The organism is Photobacterium sp. 270122K (assembly GCF_059941365.1).
Map to the genome: position 1 here is coordinate 206552 of NZ_JBPOEN010000003.1, position 21982 is coordinate 228533.

Below are 21982 nucleotides of genomic sequence, written 5' to 3' on the forward strand. Positions count from 1 at the left end.
GGTTTTATTGAAATCGAGATCGGGATCAATCCCTTTTCCCACGGGGGAATATAAACCCTATAAAGAGTAAGTGTTATTAAGGTGATACGTGATTATCGGTTAAAATCCCATCAATCACGCCGGTTTTGGGGGATTTAAGCACGTTAAATCTCGGTTAAGTCACTAAATGATAATCATTTTCTGACTACACTGAAGATCATAGTTGTTTCACGGAGGGAGCCATATGACTATTCAATCTCTAAGCGGCGATAAACTGTATCGCACGGCATCCTTATATGGCTTACCTGAAGATTGTAAGTCCACCAAGAACCTGACTCCGCTGGATGAAATTGTCGGGCAGGAAAGGGCGCAGCAAGCCGTCGAGTTTGCGATGTCCATTAAAGAAAAGGGTTATAACATTTACGCCATCGGCCGTAATGGCCTGGGCAAACGTACCATGGTGCTGCGTTACCTCAATCGGCATGATCCGAACGGTAACGGTAATACCCTGTACGACTGGTGTTATGTGGCCAACTTTGAAGAGCCACGGAAACCGAAGATTCTCAAATTGCCAGCCGGTCGCGGCCATGCTTTCCGTAAAGACATCGAAAAGTTAATGACCCGCTTGGTCAAAGCCTTTCCTTTGGCGTTCGACAACGAGATGTATTACAGCCGCTCGGAAAAGCTGAAAAACCAGCTGACGCAGAAACAAGAAAATGCGTTAGTCACGTTAACCAAGGAAGCGCTAGAGCGCAGCGTTAGCTTATCCGTGACTCCGACTGGCGAATATCAGCTGGTGGCTCTGAACGGTGAAGAAGCGCATACGGAAGACACCTTTGCCGCACTGCCTGAAAAAGAACAGAAAGCGCTCGAAGACACCATCAATGATCTTGAACGCCAGCTACGCGGCATCGTACGCCAGTTGACCGAGCTGGAAGAAGAGTTTTCCGATAAAATCCAAAAACTCAATGAAGAAATCGCGAATGATGTGGTGTCACACTTCTTCAAAGTGTTGGTATTGGCTTATAAAGACCTGCCGGAAGTGAAAGCCTATCTCAAGGCCATGCAGACCGACATTCTGGATAACCTTGATATTTTCTTGGAAGAAAGCGAAGAGCAAGTGGCGTTAGCGTATGCGGCGTTGGATAAGAAAATGCCGCGCCGCTACCAGATCAACCTGTTGGTGAGCCAGCCGGACCATAAATTCCCGATCGTGGTGGAAGAGAGCCCTAACTATCATTCTATTTTTGGTTACGTGGAAAATGCGACCTTCAAAGGTACCGTGTTTACGGACTTCTCGCTGATCCGTGCCGGCAGTTTGCACCGTGCCAACGGCGGTGTATTGCTGATGGATGCGGTGAAAGTGTTAGAGCGCCCGTATGTGTGGGATGGGTTAAAACGGGCGTTACGCGCCCGCAAACTGAGTGTCAGTTCGCTTGAGAAAGAAGTGACCCTGTCAGGCACGATTTCGCTGGATCCCGAACCGATCCCGCTGAATGTGAAGATCATCTTGTTTGGTGATTATCAAACCTATCAGTTGTTGCAGCACTATGATCCTGAATTCAGTGAATTATTCCGTGTCACTGCGGACTTTGAAGATGAAATGGTCCGTACCGACGAAGCAGAGGTGCAGTACGCGCAATTCATTTCCAGCATCGTGAATGATAATGGGATGTTGCATTGTGATCGTAAAGCGATCTCAAGGATCATTGAATACAGTTCGCGACAGGCTGACGATCAAAACAAACTGTCACTGCATTCGGCAGATATCGCTAATTTGCTGCGTGAAACCAACTACATGGCGAAATCATCGAATGCGACTATGATCCGCGCGAACCACGTTGATCAAGCGTTGCAGAGCCAAGAAAAACGGGTTAGCCGCTTGCGTGATCACATCATGCAGACCTTTGTGAATGGCACCACCCTGATTGATACTCACGGTGAGGTGATAGGACAAATTAATGCGCTGTCGGTGATTTCTACGTCTAGCCATCAATTTGGTGCGCCTAACCGCATTACTGCCACCACCGCTTACGGTAACGGGGAAGTGTTCGACATTGAGCGCAGTGTGGATCTCGGCGGGCGCATTCACTCTAAAGGGGTGATGATCCTGTCGGCGTATTTGGCTTCCTTATTTGGAAAAACACGGCGCATTCCACTGACGACACACCTGACGTTTGAACAGTCATACGGGGGAGTCGATGGTGACAGTGCCTCGATGGCAGAACTGTGTGCGATCGTCTCGGCCTTTGCATTAGTGCCATTGCGACAAGATGTGGCGATCACAGGCTCAATGAACCAGTTCGGAGAAGCCCAACCCATTGGTGGTGTGAATGAGAAAATCGAAGGTTTCTTTGATGTGTGTTCCATTAAAGGCCGCACGTCACAGCAGGGGGTGATCATACCGCAATCTAACGTGCATAATCTGATGCTGCGTAAAGACATTGTCGATGCAGTGGAAAAAGGCGAGTTCCACATCTGGGCCATTAGCCATGTGTCGGAAGCCATTGAAATTCTTACTCGTCAACCAACAGGCATTCTCACAGCCGAAGGCACATACCCCGTTGATTCGGTACTCGGCCAAGCGCAACTCAAGCTCAATGCGTTGCGGGTGTAACGGGATATCACTCCAGAAGTCATACTATAAGCCAGCGTAAGCTGGCTTTTATCTGCCATTATTTTAGCCTCTCTGTAAAATGATATACTAATACTTTCAGTGAGTTATCATGAATGACAAGGCGTAGATAATGAAGAAAAAATGTATTTATATACTGTTATGGACGATCATATTTACGTTATTCTTCGTGTTATTTCCCAATGTAGCAACCATACACCCCCATATTGAGTATTCGGCACTACTTGCCCCTCTTATTTTGCTAACAACACTCATTGCCGCCTCCAGTGAATTGTTTGACGGTATGTTTCCCGTAGCCCTTTATCCCGGTGTGTTGTTTTGGTTGGTTGTGATTGCCATTTTCTTGCTGCCAATAGACAGGATCAGGCTGGTCGTGAGAGGGTGGTTTGGGTATAAGTAAGCGAAGCCGTTTGCGTTATTTGCTCTTGGTTTTGCTTTTCCTCGTTCCCCGTCCCTAAAAACTAGTCCCTCGCGCTTAAAATAAGCGCTCCTTCCCTCACCGCGCTAACTTATGATGCGCCCGTGAAAAGTGCCCCGCACAGAAGGCGCCAACGATAGACAGCTCTCCTGCTAGACACAGGGCGGCGCAAACTTCCGCTAAAGCTTGGGACTTTCCGTGACCGTGTAACCCCAATAAATCCAGGCAGGCTTTTTGGCTCGGCAATGAGGTGCCGCCGCCTACGGTGCCGATCATCAAATTGGGCAAGGTGACAGACGCATACAGGCCACCATGTTGGTTGACTTCAATGCGAGTCATTCCCACGGCGGATTCCGCCACGCAGGCTGCATCTTGGCCGCAGGCAATATAGAACGCCGCGAGCGCATTGGCGTAATGGGCGTTAATACCGATACTGCCACTTAACGTGCCGCCCACCGTCGTCATACGGGTAAAGTCCGCCATTTTTTCCGGCGTGGTGAACAGCATTTTTTCAATCAAATTCCGCTCAATGTTTACTTCTGCGGTCACTTTTTTCCCACGTACGCTGCGCAACGTTTGTGCCGTGGCTTTTTTGTCACCCGACAAGTTGCCATCCAAAAACGCTTGTAGGGGAGGAATGGGCGAGTGGTGGAGAATGTGCTCAAACACCGCATTGGTGGAAATGGTCACCATGTTCTGGCCTGATGCATCACCGGTGAGGTATTCAAACACCAAATACACATGGTTGCCTTCAATGTTGACGCTAATGTCGGTTAGCTTACCAAAGCGGGTCGTGGATTCGGCAATGGCGCGGAAAGTGTCGTATTGGGTGACAACCCACGCCACAAATTGGCCGGCTTCCGCCAAGCTGTAGAAGGCAAAGCATGGGGTGCGTGTCACGCCCTCGTTAAGCAACATCACGCTGGCACCACCGGCTTGGGTGATCAATTGTGAGCCTCGGTTGTAAGAGGCGACCAGCGCCGCTTCGGTGGTGGCAAGCGGCACATGGTAATCATCACTGGCAAACAAGCCATTCACCCGTAAAGGGCCGGCGATGCCGACGGGGAGCTTCACCGTACCAATGAAGTTTTCGATGTTTTTGCTGTACTGCGCCATCTGCTCGTGGGTGTGAGGATCTAACAATTGCGCCTGCGCGTCAGGGTGATCCAACATCTGCCAGCGTTTTTCTACCGCTTTTGGCGTGAGGTAAGGGGTGCGCGGCTGTCGTTTGATGACCGGGGTGTGATCGGGGCCCAGTCGTTGGGCTAACTCGGTACAGGAGAGATCGCTCACGAGCGCGGTCATGGTGTTTCTGCGGTGTTGGTTAAGCTTAGGCATAGCAGTCTTTCTTTAACAACGATGACGGGATTCTACCTGTCAGGACGGAAAACACTGATCCTGCCAGATCCGCCTTGCTGTAGGCTGACCGCGGTTGAATGGGGCTTACTGGATGGGGTTGATTCTAATTGATTGAAAGTAAAGGAAAAGGTTTGTTTTGTTACCGGCTCTAAGCGTCTTTTTTGTCACACACTGTAACAGTTTGAGGGGAAACGATGGTCTGAATACGTGGAGAAGCGTGACGTTAACAGTGCATCAATTGTGAGCCAATCGTCACTCTACATACTGCCCCTTGAAGTCTGCGGAGGATATACCTAGGATGGATGCCTGTTGTTAATACGAATATGGAGCAAGATCCCGATGGTGGCAAAAGTAGCCCTGACCCCGAATGGGCCGCAGTTTTCTGAACTGGTGCAAGGATATTGGCGTTTAGGTGTGTGGGACATGACCCCGCAAGCGCGATTAACGTTCCTGAAGCAGCATATTGAATTAGGGATCAGCACGGTCGATCACGCCGATATCTACGGCGACTATTCGTGCGAGCAACTGTTTGGTGAAGCATTGGCGCTAGAGCCAAGCATGCGTGATCAGATTGAAATCGTCACCAAATGCGACATTAAGTTGTGCTCCAGCCAGTTTGCTGACCGCAAAATTAATCATTACGATACGGGCAAAGCGCACATCATCGAGTCGGTGAATAACTCACTGTCTCGTCTGCACGTAGAGAATATTGATGTGTTGTTAATCCACCGTCCTGATGCGCTAATGGATGCCGACGAAGTGGCAGAAGCCTTTGCCGAGCTGAAACAGCAGGGTAAGGTTAACCATTTTGGTGTGTCTAATTTCACACCGTCACAGTTCGACTTACTGCAATCACGCCTTGATGCGCCGTTGGTGACCAACCAAGTGGAAATTAATCCGCTGAATATCGAGGTCGCACACGATGGCACCTTGGATCACTTGCAGATGAAACGCACTAAGCCGATGGCATGGTCATGTCTGGCGGGTGGGGAGATTTTCTCGGGTCAAAGTGAACAAGCCGTGCACGTACGCAATGAACTGGAAGCTATCCGTGAAGAAGTCGGTGCAGCGAGTATTGATCAGGTGATTTATGCGTGGGTACGCCGTTTACCTGCTCAGCCGTTACCGATTATCGGTTCTGGTAAGATTGGGCGTGTACAAGCTGCAGTCGATGCGCTGAATATTACACTGACGCGCGAACAGTGGTATCGCGTGTGGGTGGCTTCAAAAGGTCACGGTGTGCCGTAGTCGGTACGCATAGCCATCAATTTTGAAGGGCCTCTGATGAGGCCTTTTTTGTTTTTTGTGCGTTGATGTGGTGGTCTCATCACCCCCTTTATGCTATTGACCAAGCGTGTTTTTATCGGCATTTCATGCTATAACGCGGGGGTATCTATCGAGGAGTGATCGCCATGGCGAGGCAAGCAGGGAATGCAGCGGATAACGGATTACACGCTGTGCAGGCGTTGAGCAAAAAGCAGCAAGCGATTATTGATCGGGAAGCCGAGTTGTTGGAAATAGCGAAAGCCATCGTCATTCGAGAAGGCTTTGCCCACCTCACGATGGACAAGGTTGCTGCCGCCAGTGCCTATTCGAAAGGGACGATTTACAATCACTTTATCAGCAAAGAAGATTTGGTGACCGCACTGGCTGCGCAGGCCTTTAAGCAAGAAATTCAACTCTTTCGCCGTGCATTAGCCTTTGACGGTAACAGCCGTGAAAAAGTGATTGCCATGCATGTGGGCTACTCGTTATTTACTCGCTTAGAGCCCGTCTTATCCCTGTGTGTGTTAACCAGTCGTACCCCGTTTGTCATCGAAAAAAGCTCTCAAGAGCGGTTGGCACAGTTCGCTGCGTTAGAAGAGGAACTGGTGGGGATCAGCGATCAATTTTTAGCGAACGGATTAGAATCCGGCGCCTTGGTCCTCCCGAAAGGGTTTAACCGTGACAGTGTGGTGTTCGCCAACTGGTCGATGGCGTTTGGCTCAAATGCCTTAATGAATAACGCCAGCAAAAGCTGCTGTGTGTCACGTATCGCGCAGAATGATTCCATTCTACAAAATGCCAGTTTATTGCTAGATGGCTTACGTTGGCAGCCGATGTCGGCAGATTTTGACTACTTCCAATCATGGAAGCGGATCGAAGAAGAAGCGTTTGCGACAGAAGTGGCGTTGCTCAACGCACAATTTGATCGCGCGGAGTAACCGTTTTCTAGCCCTTTATTTACCCATTTATTTAGAGAGCGCTTTGTTCTGCCATTAGGTAACGTTGCGTAATGGCTGACGTGTTTGTTTGTCCTTCCTATTTGATGCCTTAGCTTTTCTCGCATCTCGCATCTCGCATCTCGCATCTCGCATCTCGCGCCTTGGCACGTATTGACTCGGCATGGTGGTGCCAGTCAGTCGCTTATTTTCTCCCTCCTCTAAATGTCATTAACGCGCAACATGCATGCTTATTGATGATTTTGACAGCGAAATTGTGCTTGATCTGTCGTTTTTATCCTCTATTATGACGATCTGTCACTTTTGACAAATCGTCATAAAATGCGATGCACCGAAGGGTAACCTCGCAATGATGACGATGAATACAAGACGGAAGAGCCGCAATGATGGGGCTCTTTCGTGGAGAATATGCTTTGCAAAGGAGCTGTAGCCGGAGAAATCCGGTTTTTATCGCAAGGTATTTGACGAAACGTCACAAATGGAGAGCGTGATGAAGTTAAAAATACCCGACATTCCCGTCGATTACCCCAAAACCGTGCTGTTGTTGACCTTGCTGGCGATCATCCTCGCCACATTAGGCATGAAAAACCTCTACTTTCGCGGTGACTATCAAATTTTCTTTGATGCCGATAACCCTCAGCTTCAAGCCTTTCAGGAAATTGAAGCAACCTTCAATAAAACCGATACCATTTCTATCGTCGTTGCCCCAGAAAGCGGCACGGTATTTACGCCGACGTATTTGGCCATGATCCGCGATATCACGGAGACGGCGTGGCAAACGCCGTATTCCAGCCGGGTCGATTCTATCGCGAACTATCAGCATACTTCTGCCGATGGGGACGACTTGCTGGTGGAAGATTTGTTGTTTGAAGGGCGGGCATTAACCCCGTTGCGGATCGCACAAGTCAAAGCGATTGCCACGAATGAACCGCGGCTGAAAAACCTGCTGGTATCAGAAAAAGGCGATGTGGCGGTGATCAATGTGACGTTGCAACTGCCAGCCGGTGACCAAACCGTCTTGGTCGCAGAGATCCACCAGTTCGTGAAAGATCTGACCGCCGACTATCAGCACGCGCACCCAGAGGTACTCTTTCACCTTGGTGGGATTATTGCGTTGAATTATGCGTTTGCCGAAGCCGCGATGGCTGATGGCAGTACCTTGGTGCCGTTGATGTTTTTGGTGGTACTGGTGTTACTGGGCGTGATGTTGCGCTCGGTGAATGGGGTGGTGGCCACCTTGGTGGTGATCATTGCGACAGTGGCGGCCACACTGGGTTTGCTGGGGTGGGCAGGTAAGTTTTTGAATAACGGCACGGTCAATGTCCCGACCTTGATCATGACATTGGCGGTGGCTGATTGCGTGCATGTGATCACCTTAGTGCTGCAGTCAATGCGCCGAGGCATGAGTAAAACCGATGCCATTAAACACAGTTTGCGTACCAACGGCATGGCGCTGTTGATCACCTCGCTCACTACGGCGGTTGGGTTCTTGATGATGAATGCGTCAGATTCCCCCGTTTTACGTGACATGGGGAATTTGTCGGCGGTCGGGGTCGTGATTGCGTTTGTGCTGGCAATTACCATGCTACCCGCGATGTTAGCAGTGCTGCCATTGCGAGTGAAGCCCCAGCCGGATGCGGAAGAGCAAAACGCATTCAGCAGTTTTGGCTGGTTAGCCGATTGGGTGATTGTGCGTTATCGCGGGATTTTAATGTGTGCCGTGGTGTTGGTGAGTATCAGTACCGTGCTGTTAACCCAAAACAGCGTGAACGATGACAGTATTGAATATTTCGATTCGTCGTATGCCTTCCGTCAAGCGGCGGATTTTATGGAAGACAACATCAGCGGTATGACCAATATCAGCATTGCGGTGAAATCCGGTGTGTCGCAGGGCATCAATGATCCTGCGTTTATTCGTACATTGGGCGCATTCACCGACTGGTTACGCCTACAGCCAGAAACCGATCATGTCACCACGCTGGCCGATACGTATGCCCGTTTGAACATGAACATGCACGGTGATGACCCCAACTTCTATCGTTTACCGGAAAACCAAGCCCTCGCAGCCCAATATCTGCTGCTGTATGAAATGTCCCTGCCTTATGGCTTGGATTTGAATAACGAAATCAACATTGATAAGTCGTCGGTCAAGCTCCTGCTCACCACCGAAAACCTCGGCAGTAAAGACATGGTGGCGTTAGAGCAACGGATCTATCAGTGGTTTGATGATCACGCCCCGCAGTACACCGTGTTAGCGTCTAGCCCGAACCTGATGTTTTCCCACATTGGGGAAGTGAACATGACCAGCATGTTGCAGACCTTGCCCGTGACCTTGGTGTTTATCTCGCTGCTACTCATTGGCGCCTTGCGTTCATGGCATTTAGGGGCGATCAGTTTGATCCCGAACTTGGTGCCAGCGGTATTGGGCTTTGGCGCATGGGCGTTGATATCAGGGGAAATAAACTTGGGCTTGTCGGTGGTCGTGACCCTGACACTCGGCATTGTGGTGGACGACTGCGTGCACTTCCTGACCAAATACCAGCATGCCCGCCGCCAAGGGAAAGACGTAGAAGCGGGGATCCGTTACGCCTTCCGCACGGTCGGCAAAGCGCTGTGGGTGACCACGGCCGTATTGGTGTCCGGCTTCTTGGTGTTGGCAATGTCGAGCTTCCGCCTCAATGCAGACTTGGGCTTGCTCAGTGCCTTGGTGATCAGCATTGCGTTGGTGGTGGATTTTATCGTGCTGCCTGCTGTGCTCTTGATGTTTGATCGCAAACATTATGCCACCCAGAACGAAGCGCTTGCTGAAATAGAGTCTGATGACAGAGAGACTGTTGCCGCCGCTGCCGCGTCTTCTGTCACCATCAAACAAGGATGAACCGATGAAAGCAATATTGAAAGTACGGATGAAAACAAGAACCAAAACAACGACAAACATTGCTCTGTTAGGACTGTTCGGTACCGTATTGGCATGGCCGGCTATCACACATGCCGAGCAGCCCCAAACGGCTGTTGAAATCGCCGCGACAGCCTCTGCATCCACCCGTGGTCTCACCATCGCCAAAGAACGTAAAGCACTGGATACCGGTTGGCAGGATTCTGTCGCTACCCTGAGTATGGTGTTAGAAAACGCCCACGGCGAAACCAGTGAGCGCAAATTGCGGATCAAAAGCTTGGAAGTAGCTGACGATGGCGACAAAGGTTTAACCGTGTTTGACCAACCGCGTGATGTAAAAGGTACCGCGTTCTTAAACTTCTCCCACACAGCAAAACCGGATGATCAATGGCTCTATCTGCCTGCGCTCAAGCGCGTGAAGCGCATTGCTTCACGCAACAAATCCGGCCCCTTCATGGGCAGTGAGTTTGCGTATGAAGATCTCAGTTCGTTTGAGTTGGAAAAATACACGTTTACCTACCTTAACGACGCAACGATCAACGGCGAAGCCAGTTACGTGCTGGAGCAGATCCCAACAGACGATTACTCCGGTTATACCCGTCAAGTGGTGTGGTTGGATAAAACCCATTTACGTCCGTTGAAAATGGACTTTTATGATCGCCGCCAAGCCTTGCTAAAAACCTTGGCGTTCTCTGAATACCAGCAGTATCTGGGCAAATATTGGCGCGCCCACAAAATGGTGATGACTAACCATCAGACGGGCAAGAAAACCACGCTGACGACCGAAGACTTACAGTTCCAAACCGGGCTGTCTGACCGAGATTTTAGCCAGCAGAGTTTAAAGCGAGCAAGGTAGGCAGGCGTCGATGATGACAAGCAGAAGAGATAAACGTAGCGAAATACCGTGGGTAACGTGGCGGAGTAACGTGTCGCTGCTGCTCACGCTGTTGGCCTGTACACCGAGTGTGCAGGCCACTGAATTGCGTGGCAGTGTGGCGGTTGAGTATCGGCAATTTTTCCAGACGGGCACTGAAGGGCAAGATACCGCTCAGCCCTCGCTGGTGGTAGAGCCCCAATGGTATTGGGATTGGCAGGGCGTTTTGCCATGGGCAGCGTCTGAATCAGGGGCCGGTCAAGGCGGAGAATCCAGCTTTGCCTTTACGCCCTTCGTTCGCTGGGATGGGATGGATGACGAACGTACCCACGCTGACATTCGAGAAGCGCTGTACCTGTATTACAACGGTAACTGGGAGTTTCGTGCCGGGATCGGCAAGGTGTTCTGGGGCGTGACAGAATCTCAACATCTGGTGGATGTGATCAACCAAACCGATGCTGTGGAATCTGTCGATGGGGAAGAAAAGCTAGGACAGCCGCTGTTACAACTCAGCTATTTCAGTGAATGGGGCGCGTTTGAAGGCTTTGTTTTACCGTATTTTCGGGAGCGCACCTTTGCAGGCAACGACGGGCGACTCACCGTACCTGGGGTTGATCAAGACCATGCGCGCTATGCGTCCAGCCGTGAAGAAAAGCATGTGGATACGGCACTGCGTTACAGCCAAAGCGGATCGATCTGGGATCTGGGATTAAGCTATTTTCATGGCACCAATCGCGATCCGTATTTCCTTGATTCGCCTTCAGAGGGGGATAATCCCATTTATTCCTTAGTGCCGTTCTACGCGCAAATGGATCAAGTGGGCATGGATTTGCAAGTGTTGTGGGGGGAATGGCTGTGGAAAGCCGAAGCCCTGCGGCGCTGGAGTGAGGATGACCACACCGCTTTTACCGGCGGGTTTGAATATACCTTCATTGGCGTCGATATCGGGATGGGTGACACAGCATGGGACGTGGGCGTGTTAGGGGAATACTTGTATGACAGTCGTGGCAGTGAGGCGCCTGTGGTGGGACAAAACGATCTGTTTGTCGGCATGCGCTGGGTGTTCAATGACATGGCGGGCACGGAAGTGTTGATGGGCATCAGTCAGGATTTGGAGGACAGCGGATCGCGCACAGGCCGGATTGAAGCATCAAGCCGTTTCAATGATGCGTGGAAATGGCACATTAATGCGTGGTTCTTTGAGGCCGATGAGGTCACCGACCCAACGTATGTTTTCCGCCGTGATGATATGGTGACCGCACGGTTAACGTATTATTTTTAAAGATAGCAGCGAGTTTCTAAGGGCGAGTTTTCGAGGGCTAGGAACGCGTTTCGAGGAAGGGCAAGAAAATCAGAGGCGAGGAAAGTAAGAAGCAGGGCTGAAGTGTGTCCAAAAACAACAGTGCGCCTGTGATGGCGCACTGAAAACTGTGTCATTAAAAGCAGTGTCACTAAAAGCGGTGTCACTGTGGTTGTGGTATCACCATTCGCCGGTATTCACCATGGATGCCCACGGTTCTGCTGGTGCTAAGGCTTCGCCTTTTTGTAGCAGCTCAACAGAGATACCATCGGGTGAGCGAACAAAGGCCATATAGCCGTCGCGCGGTGGACGGTTAATGGTCACGCCGCCCGCTTGCATTTTTTCGCACAGGGCATAAATGTCATCAACACGGAACGCAAGGTGACCAAAGTTACGGCCGCCGGTGTATGCTTCAGGATCCCAGTTGTACGTTAACTCAATCAACGGCGCATTGTGGGTGCGAGCATGTGCTTCATCGCCAGGGGCAGCCAGAAAAACCAGCGTAAAGCGGCCTTTCTCGCTCTCTTTACGGTGGGTTTCTACCAAGCCCAGTTGGTTGCAGTAAAAATCTAAAGAGGCATCAAGGTCGCTAACGCGTACCATGGTATGTAGATATTCCATTATACATCCTGTGAGAGAGTGATTATCGCAAAGTATCTGTTAGGTAGAGATATTACCATCAATTGCTTACCAGTAAACGGGCGACCGCATGTCCGACGGCAATGGCCGACTGTGGGTTTTGTCCCGTGACCAGTTGACCATCCACCACCACATGTTCTCCCCACATGGCAGTTTGTGAAAAGTTCGCATTGGCAGCTTTGAGCGCATCTTCCAATAAAAAGGGCACCACGCCTGTTAACCCCACCGCATCTTCTTCGTCATTGGTAAACCCCGTCACCTGTTTGTTGGCAATTAGGTGGTCACCATTGGGATGGCGCAGGTTCACTAACGCTGCGGGGCCATGACAAATGGCCGCGACAATTCCCCCTTTTTCATAAATGGCTAACGTGACGCGTTGAATGTGTTCGTCATCCGGAAAATCCCACATGGTGCCGTGACCACCTGCATAAATTACCGCATCGTAATGGGAAGGCATCACGCTGTTGATGGATGCGCTTTGCTTGAGGCATTCCACCAATTCAGGTGTGGCCAGAAAGCGGGCATTGTATTCGTCTTCTTCATCCCAACTTTTTGGGTCGACAGGGGTTTCACCGCCCGCCACCGAGACAATATCAACCTCAATACCCTGATCGACAAGCGCATAATAAGGGTGGGTGAGTTCAGACAGCCAAAACCCCGTTTGTGTACCAGTATTGCCCATTGCCGCGTGGCTGGTGAGAACCATCAGTGCTTTTGCCATCGTATTCCTTCCTCTTTATGCGCATAACGTGCAAGTCAGGGAAAGTATAGTTGGGAGAAGAAGGAGGGAGGGGGCGAGATCATTAAACCACAATAGTCTAGTGCTTAACGATGATCAATGTATGTATTCGGATAGGCATCGATCGCTAATAGTGCCTGCTTTACATCTTCTATATCATAGAAAACGGTAAACCAAACAGACCAGAGGCCTTCTTCTGCTTGATCTAACACTTCTTGTAGGCTTTGGTGACCTTCAAGATATTTGATCTTAGCCATTTTTGCGACTTTGAATTTCCGTTTTCTTGCCAAATTAAGCGTTTGTTGTGGCTGTGCGCCGTCATCTAGACAAACTAATTTAATAGTATTTTCAGTCGCTTTCTTGATATTTTGAGCTAAGCCTGTAGCTGCTTTTACTCTTCCATCTTCATAATAGGAGAGAAGAGTAAAGGTGTTTTGCGTATCAGGCCATACATAGCCATTACGATTGTCGTTGTGAGATTTTTTGAAATCGCGGTTACAACGCGGGCAACCGAGCAGCAAGTTACTCCATTCAGTTTCTAAATCTGGATTTTTGGATTTTGGCGCTACGTGTTCAACATCGAGTTTATCCTGTCGTTCGCAGTAGGAGCAATAGTTGCCAAAGCTTTCTAATAGTGTCGTTAGGAAGCTTTTGTATTCTTTATATTTGATGCCATTGAAGGGGGGACGTATTACTGGTCTCATTTATCCCCCTTGTTTTTGGCTCGACGCTCGGATTTTAGCAATGCAGTTTCAGCAGGGTTATCGCCAAATTGTTCTTCTATCTCATCTAGGCGGGATTCAATCTGTTTTACTTTTTCAGAATTAGGATTGTGACCACTATCTAACAAACGATAATATTCTTCCGCTAACTTCATGCGTTGATTGTATTTGGCGCTGCGCTGTACACCTTCAACGCCCATGACTTCTTCCGTGATGTCCTCGACGCTGAGAGGTTTACCGGGTTGATAGCGTGATTCAGTTGTACAGTGATCAAGATCCACAAGTTTTCCATCATCAACGGATTGGATAATAAATGGGGAGTGAGTTGTAACGATAAACTGAATATTCGGGAAAGCATTAACTAACTTAGGTAGAAAGTCACGCTGCCATTCAGGGTGAAGATGCAAGTCAACTTCATCGATGAGGATAATTCCACTTGTATTTAGCGGATCATTCATTTCGGGGTTGGCTTCTGTCATTCTTGCTGCGATATCCATAACCATGGCAAGAGTCGTACGATAACCATCGCTGAGTTGTTCAATTTTTAGAGGTTTAACAATATCACCCTGTAACCAGTCGAACATCAAACCTGCGGGTGCGATTGTGCGAGGATTACTGAATTGAGGTAAAATACGTCCGATTGCGTTTCGGATCGCTTTTAGCTCTGGTAATTCGATATCGAATGAGCGGTGTTCTTTGTGAAGTCTATTTTCCTCATCTTCAAGAAAGTAGAAATACTCGACAAAGCGCTTGAAGTTAGTCCTGCTTTCCAACGCGCCTGAAAGTGCTTCAAAACGAGGAAAGCTTTTACCAAACGAACGTTTTCGTTGTGGAATATCAAATACACCACGACCTGTGCCGTAGTGTATAAATAATGGTAATTGGTACTTTTCACCTTCATTCTGAGCATCGATAAAGGTATCGACAAATTCGTTTAGGTGCTTTAAACCGATGCTATTAGGGATTTGTGATTGAGTTTTTTTTGTTTTATCTCTTTTTTCTGTGCGATCCCACTCAATGCCCTCTACTGTTCGGCAGTAGATACGCATATACGGGGGCTTATCGCCCTTTTCGTTAACTCTAAAATCAGCTTCTTTGAAATTGCTACCAGATACTCCCGGTAAGCGAGTAAGAAATGCGGCTAAATTCGTACTTATAGCATCGAGAACACTGGACTTACCTTGGCCATTACGAGCAATGAGCACGGTGAGCTTAGGATCGAATATTAGTTCAAGCTCTTCAAAGGCGCGGTAGTTGGTTAGTTTTAGTGTCTCTATTTTCACTGATGGATACCAATTTGTTTGATCTGGCGATAGTTTAACATGCTGAGGGTAAGGTTTAACAGTAAGATACTTTTGATATGGGGGGGGGGCATCAGGACGAATATTCGTTGTCTTTTTGGCTCCACTTGCCTTTTACATATGGTTGCTCTCTGTTTATCTATTTAACGTCGCTTATTCGGCACGGCAGAGAATCACATATACGCTTGGCGGCAAGGCCTGCCTCAGGAGCGACTTCGCAAATGGGCTTACACACTCCCATAGAAATGTGTGATAGGGCTTTGGGTCAGCGGCTCTCCGCTCCAATAGTCATCCCCGTGATTCTGATGTGAATCTGTTTTTGTTGTTAAATCCTTTATATTCAGCGTGTTAAATCCACTTGTTTACAACCATTCGTTTTAGATGAATAATACCGCCGCTCTGCTGTTCAGGGTTATTAATGAACCATCAAGTAAAAGTAAAACTCTTTGAATAGCTGCATTTTTGTTGTAATCCTCAGTGTTTCCCTTCGCTTCATCGTCACATTCAATAATTCAAACTCTTAGCACATCGCATTGTATCAATGCTCATGTTCATCAATTTAACGTTAAGGGATACCTATGTCTCACAAAGCAACGGGTTTAGTGAAGTGGTTTAACGAAGAGAAAGGCTTTGGCTTTCTAACGCAAGACACCGGTTTTGCGAATGTCTTCGTTCACGTCAGTGCCATCGCTTCTGACGATGTTAAGGCTCTTTCTGAAGGCCAAAAAGTGTCTTACGACGTAGAGCAAGGACCAAAAGGTCTTCAAGCTGTGAATGTTGTCGTTTTATAATTTATCCAAGATGATAAATAAGAAAATGCTGGCGATGGCCTGCTTTTTTAGGCCATGACACATTGACGATGACAGAGGGCGACCACCGTAATGTGGTCGCCCTTTGTGTTTTTAATGCCGCTTATTCGGCGCGGCAGAGAATCGCACGAGCGCTTGGCGCTCGGTCAATCTCAGAAGCGGTCTCGCAAACAGATTCAAACACTACATCAAAATGCGTGCATGGGCTTTGGCTCAGTTGTTCACCGCTCCAATAGTCATACCAGTGTGCAGGCTGCGGTGCTGTTAGCGTGAATGTTTGATGATCGCGATTGAAGTGAAACAAGCAGTGGAGTACACGGTTTTCCGGCAAGGGCAGCTGGGCATGGGACAGATCGAGCGAGCTAAAGGTCGCGGTTTGCTGGCTCAGTTTTTGTCGAGCAATGAGCTGGGTGAAGCTGGTTTTGGCAAACGAGGTGATCGTAGGTAAAGGATCGCCCGATAGCAACATACCCCCACAGGCCAGCATGGCGGTACGGTGGAAATGGTAGCTGGTGGCATCGGTCGCTTGATCAGGTAGCGAAGTCAGCGTGACGCAATCAGGGTCAATTTGCCACAGCTGGCGATGTTGCCAGGCGCGATAAAAGGTCTCTTTGGCGATTTGTTCAAAGCGGTGTGGGTGGCGCTCAACATCATCTGAGACTCGCATGGCATCCACTAAACCCAGTGACGGCCACATCGGTGCATTACAGCCCAGCAGCCATGCATCGCCTGCACCTGCCGCAATGGCTTCCATGCCCATGCGATAGGCCTGTACGCCAGTCACGCCCGACTGATAACGCACGCCTTTAAGGGTACCCCAGTAGTTGGCATCCAGTTTGAAGAGTTCGACGCCCCAGTCTTCACGCATGGTTTTTACCAGATGGGTCAGGTGCGCCTGTACCTCAGGGTGGGAGGTATCCAAAATATACCACGGGGTACAGCGCCAACCGCCATAGGTGATGTCTTCCGCTTTCAGTAAGGTGCCATCACGGTGTTTCACAAACCAGTCGGGATGCTTTTGAAATAACTCAGATTCGGGTTGAGCGATGAAAGGCGCCATCCAAATAGCAGGCTTTTTGCCTTGTGCTTTAATGGCGTGAATTAACGCTTTAACGCCACCGGCGAATTTGTCTGACGGGGTGAGCCAGTCCCCCATGAAGGCTTGATAGCCGTCATCGAGCAGCACCCATTCAATATCATCCAGATCACCGTGCATCTCCGCGACATTTTGCTGGATGTTCTGTGCAGTCACATCGGCGTAGTAGGCATACCATGAACACCAGCCAACCGGTGCGTTTTGTGTGACGCCAGAACGGCGAGGGTGGTGGGCTTGGATCAGTGCGGCATACTGACCATAAAGCGTGGCCAGTGAATCACCGGTTAGAATGCAAACGTTTTCAAGCTGATCGGTTTCCCAGCATGGTATCGGGCTATTTTCACCATCAAGGTAAGCATGAATGGCCGTACCTGCGGCAGTGGTGGCAATTTCAAAGTACCCCGCAAAGCGATGGCACGTTGTGAAACCAAACAAGGTGTAGCCGCTGGCTTGTTCAAACACCAAGGTGTTGTAGAAGCGCTTTGGGGCATCGTGTGGATAGAGACGGTAGCTGTCGTTATTGTCGGGGCAGCGACCGATATCAATCTGTTGACTGACCGTGCCTGCGGTCTGAGCCAGCATCTGGAAGCCGTCGCCAATCAGTTTGGCATTGGGGTCTACCGTATAGGGAATGGAAGCAATAAGGTAACCTGCAGGAAGAAACGGGCTATCGCTACTGTGGTCTTTACCATGAAAACGCAGGGCTAATTCATTGTGGTTGATGTCATAGGACACATTCGGCTGCAGGCACTCTACAGTGCAGCCATTTTCTAACATGACTGTTTGGATCATAACATGACTCATTCAAAAGCAGACGCCTGTTGCGTCGGCTGGATTAAATCATGGAATCGTTTACACCATCTGTGAGTCGGCGTTTATTTCTTCACTTTGTGTCACGTTTTTTACGCAATAAAAAAGCCAGCGCACAGAGTGGCTGGCTTTCATCATGCTTAATGACGTGGTTAGTCTGCTTGCTTGACGCGAATTTTGCTTTTCGCTACAGCAGTTAGGTTCAGGCTAGCAATCGCTGCTTGGGCTTCTGCCTCGTCCGGCATTTCAACAAAAGCGAATCCTTTTGATTTCCCCGTGTCTTGGTTTAAAACAAGGGTGCATTCAGCAACAGCACCGTGGGCAGAAAACAGATCACGGATTTCATGTTCAGTTGTTGTGCGAGCAAGATTACGAACTAAAAGTTTCATAGAGAACCATTTGATATAAAAGTTACCGTACGATTGTCTCAGGTTAGTCTGCCCAAACCAAGGAATTACTGAAACCAAGGCCTGATAGCCTTGAAATTAGCCTAAAGTAGCACGTGAGGCGGCCAATTACTCAACGGTTTCAAAGTAGAACTTGTAGCCACGTACACCGTCTATCTGTACGCCTTTTTCTCTTAGTTCAAGGTACTGTTGAAGTTTAACCGTTCTGAAATCCATTGCTTTCAGCGCGAGGATTATTCGCAGTTCATCCATGGGGCGTGACTTTGCGGCGGTGCTGCACGTACCGCACACAACATGTGTTTTGGCTTTAAAGCCCGTCTTATCCAGCCAGTTAAGTGCTTTCGGTGCTTTCTGCTCACCACAAAAATAACAGCGGTTGTCTTGCTGCAAGGCGGCCTGTTCCCTTAACGCTTTCGGGCTGGGTGCGGGTGCTTGTTTGGGCGATTGCTTGTGTGAGGTTGAAGAGGCGGTGTTGCTGGCCTGCTTATTGCCACTAAACGCAGAAAATTGAACGATATTAGACATGTAGGATCACTCTGTTTCATCAAGCTGTACTTGCTGAATTGGCAACGTATAGCCGCATATTATTGTCTAATTAGGATGTAAATTAAAGCCGCCGATAGGCGGTGCATGTGATGCAAGAGAGTCGAGAAGTCGTGTTTGTCTGCAAATGTAAATTTTCTTTTCTTTAAATGTAATGCTGATAATCTGGCGAGCTAATCCTTTTTTACCCCCTTTTCAGATGGACAGCTCATGCTAGCAAACCGTTTCTCCGATGGATGGCGAACGCCTCAAAACTTTCTCATTCTTATTTCTATTATCGTTCCGGTTGCCTTTTCAAGCTGGCAAGCACTGTTGAACAACTTCGTGATTGAAAAAGCCGCGTTTACTGGTGCGGATATCGGTTTGCTGCAAAGTGTACGCGAAATTCCGGGCTTCTTGGCGTTTACGGCGGTCTTTGTGCTGCTGTTTGTCCGTGAACAACGGTTTATTATTGTGTCGTTGGCGATGCTGACGTTGGGTGTCGCGATTACGGGGTTCTTCCCGTCGGTGACTGGCCTGCTTGCAACCACCATGATTATGTCCATCGGTTTTCATTACTTTGAAACGTTGAAACAGTCGTTGTCATTACAGTGGTTGAACAAGGATGAAGCGCCGGAAGTATTGGGTAAGCTGATTTCTGTTGGGGCGCTCGCGTCGTTGTGTACCTACGGTGCGTTGTGGGTGATGCTGGAACAGTTTCAGATGGAGTACAAGTGGGTGTACTTGATCACGGGCTCAATCGCGTTCCTGTTGTTGATTTTCGTGGCGATTGCGTTCCCAAGTTTTCCAGAGGGTACACCGCAAACGAAGAAACTGGTTGTGCGTAAGCGTTACTGGTTGTACTACGCATTGACGTTCATGAGCGGTGCGCGTCGCCAGATCTTTATGGTCTTCGCTGGCTTCTTGATGGTCGAAAAGTTTGGTTATTCTGCTGCCGATATCACGCTGCTATTCTTGGCCAACTACTTCTTTAACTGGTTATTTGCGAAGAAGATCGGCCGTTTCATTGGCCGTGTGGGTGAACGCAATGCATTGATGTTTGAATATGTAGGTCTGGTGTTTGTGTTTGTGGGTTATGCATTTGTGGAAACCGCTGAAATGGGTGCTGCGCTGTATGTGATTGACCACTTGTTCTTTGCGTTGGCATTGGCCATGAAAACCTACTTCCAGAAAATCGCGGATCCAGCAGACATGGCCTCTACGGCGGGGGTGTCATTTACCATTAACCATATTGCGGCGGTGGTGATCCCTGTAACGTTTGGTGTGTTGTGGCTAACGTCGCCTGCGACGGTATTCTTGGCGGGTGCCGGCATGGCGGTAATTTCGTTCTTGTTGTCGATGAATATTCCGACTAATCCGGAAGAAGGCAACGAAGTGCGTGTCCTGATCTGGCGCTAAGTTGGCGATAACGTCAGCACTTTTTGCCCGAACAGGTCGGTTCAGTGCGTGATTCCGTGGTAAGACTTGAGCCTGTGGCGTAAGTTTTGCAAAATGTAGCCATTCTTGTTGCTTAACCGGTGCGTCTTTTCCGTTGACATGGGGGGACGGTGGCGATTGGGCGACAGTGCGTCGCTAATGATGAATAAAAAAGGTAAAGAACATGATTTCAAAATGGGCTGTGCGCTTTTTTCAGATGGCTGAATTGGTCGCGTCATGGAGTAAAGATCCCTCAACGCAAGTCGGTGCGGTGATCACACAGGGTAATCGCATTGTCTCTGTGGGCTTCAATGGCTACCCACACGGTGTGTCAGACAGCGCGGATACGGATGACCGCGAAATGAAATTGTTGAAAACGCTACACGCAGAAGAGAATGCGATTCTGTTTGCTAAGCGTGATTTGGCGGGGTGCGAGATTTGGGTGACCCATTTCCCTTGCCCGAACTGTGCGGCGAAAATTATCCAAACGGGGATTTCAACCGTGCATTGTCCAGAACAGTCGGAAGATTTCCTTTCGCGTTGGGGCGATAAAATTCGCGTTAGCCAAGAGATGTTCGCGCAATCTGGCGTGGCGGTGAATTGGTTGCCGTTAGATGAATTGGTGCCAAGTAACAGCAAAGAGTAATCGTGCGGGTGACGGTTTCGTTATCGACGGTTCAACGAGAAAAACAAAAAGGAGGCTGAGAAAGCCTCCTTTTTTTGTTTGTGTTATCCGCGTTTACATACGCCGCTATAAACGCAAGTGGCACGATTAAAGAGAAGTGTTACTAGGAGCAGAGATGGCACTAGGAACAGAAATGGCAGTTCTCATCATCAAGACCATGTAAACCTTGCAAATTACGCATATGGTGTTGGCCGGCCTCAACACCCATTTGGTAACCTTTATCTAAATGCGCTTTGTTCATAGTTAAGCGCTTAATGTCGAAATCTTCCGGCGGCGCCAGCACTTTTACTGTGGTATCCGCAGGCGGGTTACGGATAAAGTCGAGTGCTGCGTTGTAATGCTCGGAACGGTGGATGAGTGCATCTGCAATACCGGGATAACGGAACAGCATCTTTTTCATCATCCACGGGTGTTTCGCCGGGTTCATATGGTAACTGAGCGGGTGCGATAAAATTACCGTAATGTCACGCGCCCCACGGCGATAGGCTTCTTTCACCGGAATAGAATCGGCCACGCCCCCATCGGTATAACAGCCGCCAGAAAAGCACGGTGGTGTTTTTACCGCGAAGGGTAGAGCAGCGGTGGCGATCATGGCATTTCTCATGTTGTCGCTGTTAATGCGGTAGTAGTCCGCACGCCCGTTTTGCACATTGGTGACGGTCGCCCATAGCGGAATGTTACCTAACAGGGTGGCTTTATCGATAGGGAAATGCAGATCGGCTGCCTCCCATAACCACTCGATATCGACTAAATCGCCCCCTTGCAAAAAGCGGCGTGGATTATAGAACGTTTTGCTGGTGGCAAGTTCGGTAATGACGCGATAACTGCGTTGCGGTGCTTGAGAAAGGTATCCCAATAAATTGGAGGCACCGGCTGAAACACCAATGGCAAAGTCATAAGGTTGGAATTGTTCTGCCATGAAAGCATCCAGGACTCCGCTGGCAAAAATCCCTCGCATTGCGCCGCCTTCAACAATTAAGGCTCGACCATTTTCAAAATACATACTTACCTCTGGATCTGGTTGCCGGACAAGACTACGCCTCTTTTTATGAGAAGGATATTCCATTTCAGCAATCACTGTAATCGGAAATACCGAACATGCATCATACGAAAAAGGCGTTTGAAACGGGCT

The 21982-nt window shown here is 49.0% G+C and carries 18 protein-coding genes; 9 read left to right on the forward strand and 9 right to left on the reverse strand.

Features of this window, described 5'->3' with window-relative positions:
- Positions 1 to 223: 223 nt before the first annotated feature.
- Positions 224 to 2596, forward strand: a complete 2373-nt coding sequence (locus tag ACSF8W_RS07030; protein ID WP_500846229.1) for a Lon protease family protein — start codon at positions 224 to 226, stop codon at positions 2594 to 2596.
- A gap of 514 nt (positions 2597 to 3110) precedes the next feature.
- Here the strand turns inward: ACSF8W_RS07030 and ACSF8W_RS07035 are convergent.
- Complete coding sequence (locus tag ACSF8W_RS07035) at positions 3111 to 4370, reverse strand: hydroxymethylglutaryl-CoA reductase (RefSeq protein ID WP_500846231.1); 1260 nt, start codon at positions 4368 to 4370, stop codon at positions 3111 to 3113.
- A 360-nt stretch (positions 4371 to 4730) separates the two neighbouring features.
- Here ACSF8W_RS07035 and ACSF8W_RS07040 point away from each other — a divergent pair, with 360 nt between their 5' ends.
- The 5 genes from ACSF8W_RS07040 to ACSF8W_RS07060 all read left to right on the forward strand — a co-directional run bounded on the left by ACSF8W_RS07040 (position 4731) and on the right by ACSF8W_RS07060 (position 11665).
- Positions 4731 to 5639 (forward strand): aldo/keto reductase, encoded by a 909-nt coding sequence (locus ACSF8W_RS07040; RefSeq protein WP_500846693.1) that lies wholly within the window; start codon positions 4731 to 4733, stop codon positions 5637 to 5639.
- Positions 5640 to 5803: 164 nt separating this feature from the next.
- Positions 5804 to 6595 carry a TetR/AcrR family transcriptional regulator gene (locus ACSF8W_RS07045; protein ID WP_500846233.1) on the forward strand — a complete coding sequence of 264 codons (792 nt, stop codon included), beginning with the start codon at positions 5804 to 5806 and terminating at the stop codon, positions 6593 to 6595.
- A 508-nt stretch (positions 6596 to 7103) separates the two neighbouring features.
- Entirely contained in the window at positions 7104 to 9491 is a 2388-nt protein-coding gene (locus tag ACSF8W_RS07050) for an efflux RND transporter permease subunit (RefSeq protein ID WP_500846235.1), read from the forward strand.
- 28 nt (positions 9492 to 9519) lie between these two features.
- A complete protein-coding gene (locus ACSF8W_RS07055) occupies positions 9520 to 10365 on the forward strand; it encodes an outer membrane lipoprotein-sorting protein (RefSeq protein ID WP_500846237.1) in 846 nt (281 codons plus the stop codon).
- Between the two features lie 10 nt (positions 10366 to 10375).
- Entirely contained in the window at positions 10376 to 11665 is a 1290-nt protein-coding gene (locus tag ACSF8W_RS07060; RefSeq protein ID WP_500846239.1) for a hypothetical protein, read from the forward strand.
- A gap of 198 nt (positions 11666 to 11863) precedes the next feature.
- Here the strand turns inward: ACSF8W_RS07060 and ACSF8W_RS07065 are convergent, their stop codons facing one another.
- The 4 genes from ACSF8W_RS07065 to ACSF8W_RS07080 form a co-directional block, all read right to left on the reverse strand.
- Positions 11864 to 12304: a VOC family protein gene (locus ACSF8W_RS07065; RefSeq protein WP_500846240.1), complete on the reverse strand. Its 441-nt coding sequence runs from the start codon at positions 12302 to 12304 to the stop codon at positions 11864 to 11866.
- A 58-nt stretch (positions 12305 to 12362) separates the two neighbouring features.
- Complete coding sequence (locus ACSF8W_RS07070; RefSeq protein ID WP_500846241.1) at positions 12363 to 13043, reverse strand: type 1 glutamine amidotransferase domain-containing protein; 681 nt, start codon at positions 13041 to 13043, stop codon at positions 12363 to 12365.
- Between the two features lie 104 nt (positions 13044 to 13147).
- Complete coding sequence (locus tag ACSF8W_RS07075) at positions 13148 to 13765, reverse strand: HNH endonuclease (RefSeq protein WP_500846243.1); 618 nt, start codon at positions 13763 to 13765, stop codon at positions 13148 to 13150.
- Positions 13762 to 15066, reverse strand: coding sequence for an AAA family ATPase (locus tag ACSF8W_RS07080; RefSeq protein WP_500846245.1), 1305 nt, complete (start codon positions 15064 to 15066; stop codon positions 13762 to 13764). The genes ACSF8W_RS07075 and ACSF8W_RS07080 overlap by 4 nt, the downstream gene beginning before the upstream one ends.
- Positions 15067 to 15662: 596 nt before the next feature.
- Here ACSF8W_RS07080 and ACSF8W_RS07085 point away from each other — a divergent pair.
- Positions 15663 to 15875 (forward strand): cold-shock protein, encoded by a 213-nt coding sequence (locus ACSF8W_RS07085; RefSeq protein ID WP_500846247.1) that lies wholly within the window; start codon positions 15663 to 15665, stop codon positions 15873 to 15875.
- A 121-nt stretch (positions 15876 to 15996) separates the two neighbouring features.
- Here the strand turns inward: ACSF8W_RS07085 and ACSF8W_RS07090 are convergent, their stop codons facing one another.
- The 3 genes from ACSF8W_RS07090 to ACSF8W_RS07100 form a co-directional block, all read right to left on the reverse strand.
- The gene (locus ACSF8W_RS07090) at positions 15997 to 17781 is read right to left on the reverse strand and encodes a glycoside hydrolase family 36 protein (RefSeq protein WP_500846249.1); all 1785 of its coding nucleotides are present in this window, start codon (positions 17779 to 17781) and stop codon (positions 15997 to 15999) included.
- Positions 17782 to 17951: 170 nt separating this feature from the next.
- Positions 17952 to 18188 carry an RNA recognition motif domain-containing protein gene (locus ACSF8W_RS07095; protein ID WP_428479263.1) on the reverse strand — a complete coding sequence of 79 codons (237 nt, stop codon included), beginning with the start codon at positions 18186 to 18188 and terminating at the stop codon, positions 17952 to 17954.
- Between the two features lie 126 nt (positions 18189 to 18314).
- Positions 18315 to 18731 (reverse strand): hypothetical protein, encoded by a 417-nt coding sequence (locus ACSF8W_RS07100; RefSeq protein WP_500846250.1) that lies wholly within the window; start codon positions 18729 to 18731, stop codon positions 18315 to 18317.
- Positions 18732 to 18959: 228 nt separating this feature from the next.
- Here ACSF8W_RS07100 and ACSF8W_RS07105 point away from each other — a divergent pair, with 228 nt between their 5' ends.
- Together ACSF8W_RS07105 and ACSF8W_RS07110 are read left to right on the forward strand one after the other, a co-directional pair.
- Positions 18960 to 20147: an MFS transporter gene (locus tag ACSF8W_RS07105; protein WP_500846252.1), complete on the forward strand. Its 1188-nt coding sequence runs from the start codon at positions 18960 to 18962 to the stop codon at positions 20145 to 20147.
- Positions 20148 to 20349: 202 nt separating this feature from the next.
- Entirely contained in the window at positions 20350 to 20811 is a 462-nt protein-coding gene (locus tag ACSF8W_RS07110) for a dCMP deaminase family protein (protein WP_500846254.1), read from the forward strand.
- A 160-nt stretch (positions 20812 to 20971) separates the two neighbouring features.
- Here ACSF8W_RS07110 and ACSF8W_RS07115 read toward each other — a convergent pair whose 3' ends face one another.
- Positions 20972 to 21853 carry a patatin-like phospholipase family protein gene (locus tag ACSF8W_RS07115; protein ID WP_500846256.1) on the reverse strand — a complete coding sequence of 294 codons (882 nt, stop codon included), beginning with the start codon at positions 21851 to 21853 and terminating at the stop codon, positions 20972 to 20974.
- Positions 21854 to 21982 lie beyond the last annotated feature (129 nt).

Coding starts and splice junctions, on each gene's coding strand:
- ACSF8W_RS07040 (WP_500846693.1), top strand. CDS start 4,731: ATGGTGGCAAAAGTAGCCCTGACCCCGAATGGGCCGCAGTTTTCTGAA.
- ACSF8W_RS07085 (WP_500846247.1), top strand. CDS start 15,663: ATGTCTCACAAAGCAACGGGTTTAGTGAAGTGGTTTAACGAAGAGAAA.
- ACSF8W_RS07110 (WP_500846254.1), top strand. CDS start 20,350: ATGATTTCAAAATGGGCTGTGCGCTTTTTTCAGATGGCTGAATTGGTC.
- ACSF8W_RS07070 (WP_500846241.1), bottom strand. CDS start 13,043: ATGGCAAAAGCACTGATGGTTCTCACCAGCCACGCGGCAATGGGCAAT.
- ACSF8W_RS07065 (WP_500846240.1), bottom strand. CDS start 12,304: ATGGAATATCTACATACCATGGTACGCGTTAGCGACCTTGATGCCTCT.
- ACSF8W_RS07090 (WP_500846249.1), bottom strand. CDS start 17,781: ATGATCCAAACAGTCATGTTAGAAAATGGCTGCACTGTAGAGTGCCTG.
- ACSF8W_RS07095 (WP_428479263.1), bottom strand. CDS start 18,188: ATGAAACTTTTAGTTCGTAATCTTGCTCGCACAACAACTGAACATGAA.
- ACSF8W_RS07045 (WP_500846233.1), top strand. CDS start 5,804: ATGGCGAGGCAAGCAGGGAATGCAGCGGATAACGGATTACACGCTGTG.
- ACSF8W_RS07100 (WP_500846250.1), bottom strand. CDS start 18,731: ATGTCTAATATCGTTCAATTTTCTGCGTTTAGTGGCAATAAGCAGGCC.
- ACSF8W_RS07035 (WP_500846231.1), bottom strand. CDS start 4,370: ATGCCTAAGCTTAACCAACACCGCAGAAACACCATGACCGCGCTCGTG.
- ACSF8W_RS07030 (WP_500846229.1), top strand. CDS start 224: ATGACTATTCAATCTCTAAGCGGCGATAAACTGTATCGCACGGCATCC.
- ACSF8W_RS07115 (WP_500846256.1), bottom strand. CDS start 21,853: ATGTATTTTGAAAATGGTCGAGCCTTAATTGTTGAAGGCGGCGCAATG.
- ACSF8W_RS07055 (WP_500846237.1), top strand. CDS start 9,520: ATGAAAACAAGAACCAAAACAACGACAAACATTGCTCTGTTAGGACTG.
- ACSF8W_RS07075 (WP_500846243.1), bottom strand. CDS start 13,765: ATGAGACCAGTAATACGTCCCCCCTTCAATGGCATCAAATATAAAGAA.
- ACSF8W_RS07050 (WP_500846235.1), top strand. CDS start 7,104: ATGAAGTTAAAAATACCCGACATTCCCGTCGATTACCCCAAAACCGTG.
- ACSF8W_RS07105 (WP_500846252.1), top strand. CDS start 18,960: ATGCTAGCAAACCGTTTCTCCGATGGATGGCGAACGCCTCAAAACTTT.
- ACSF8W_RS07060 (WP_500846239.1), top strand. CDS start 10,376: ATGATGACAAGCAGAAGAGATAAACGTAGCGAAATACCGTGGGTAACG.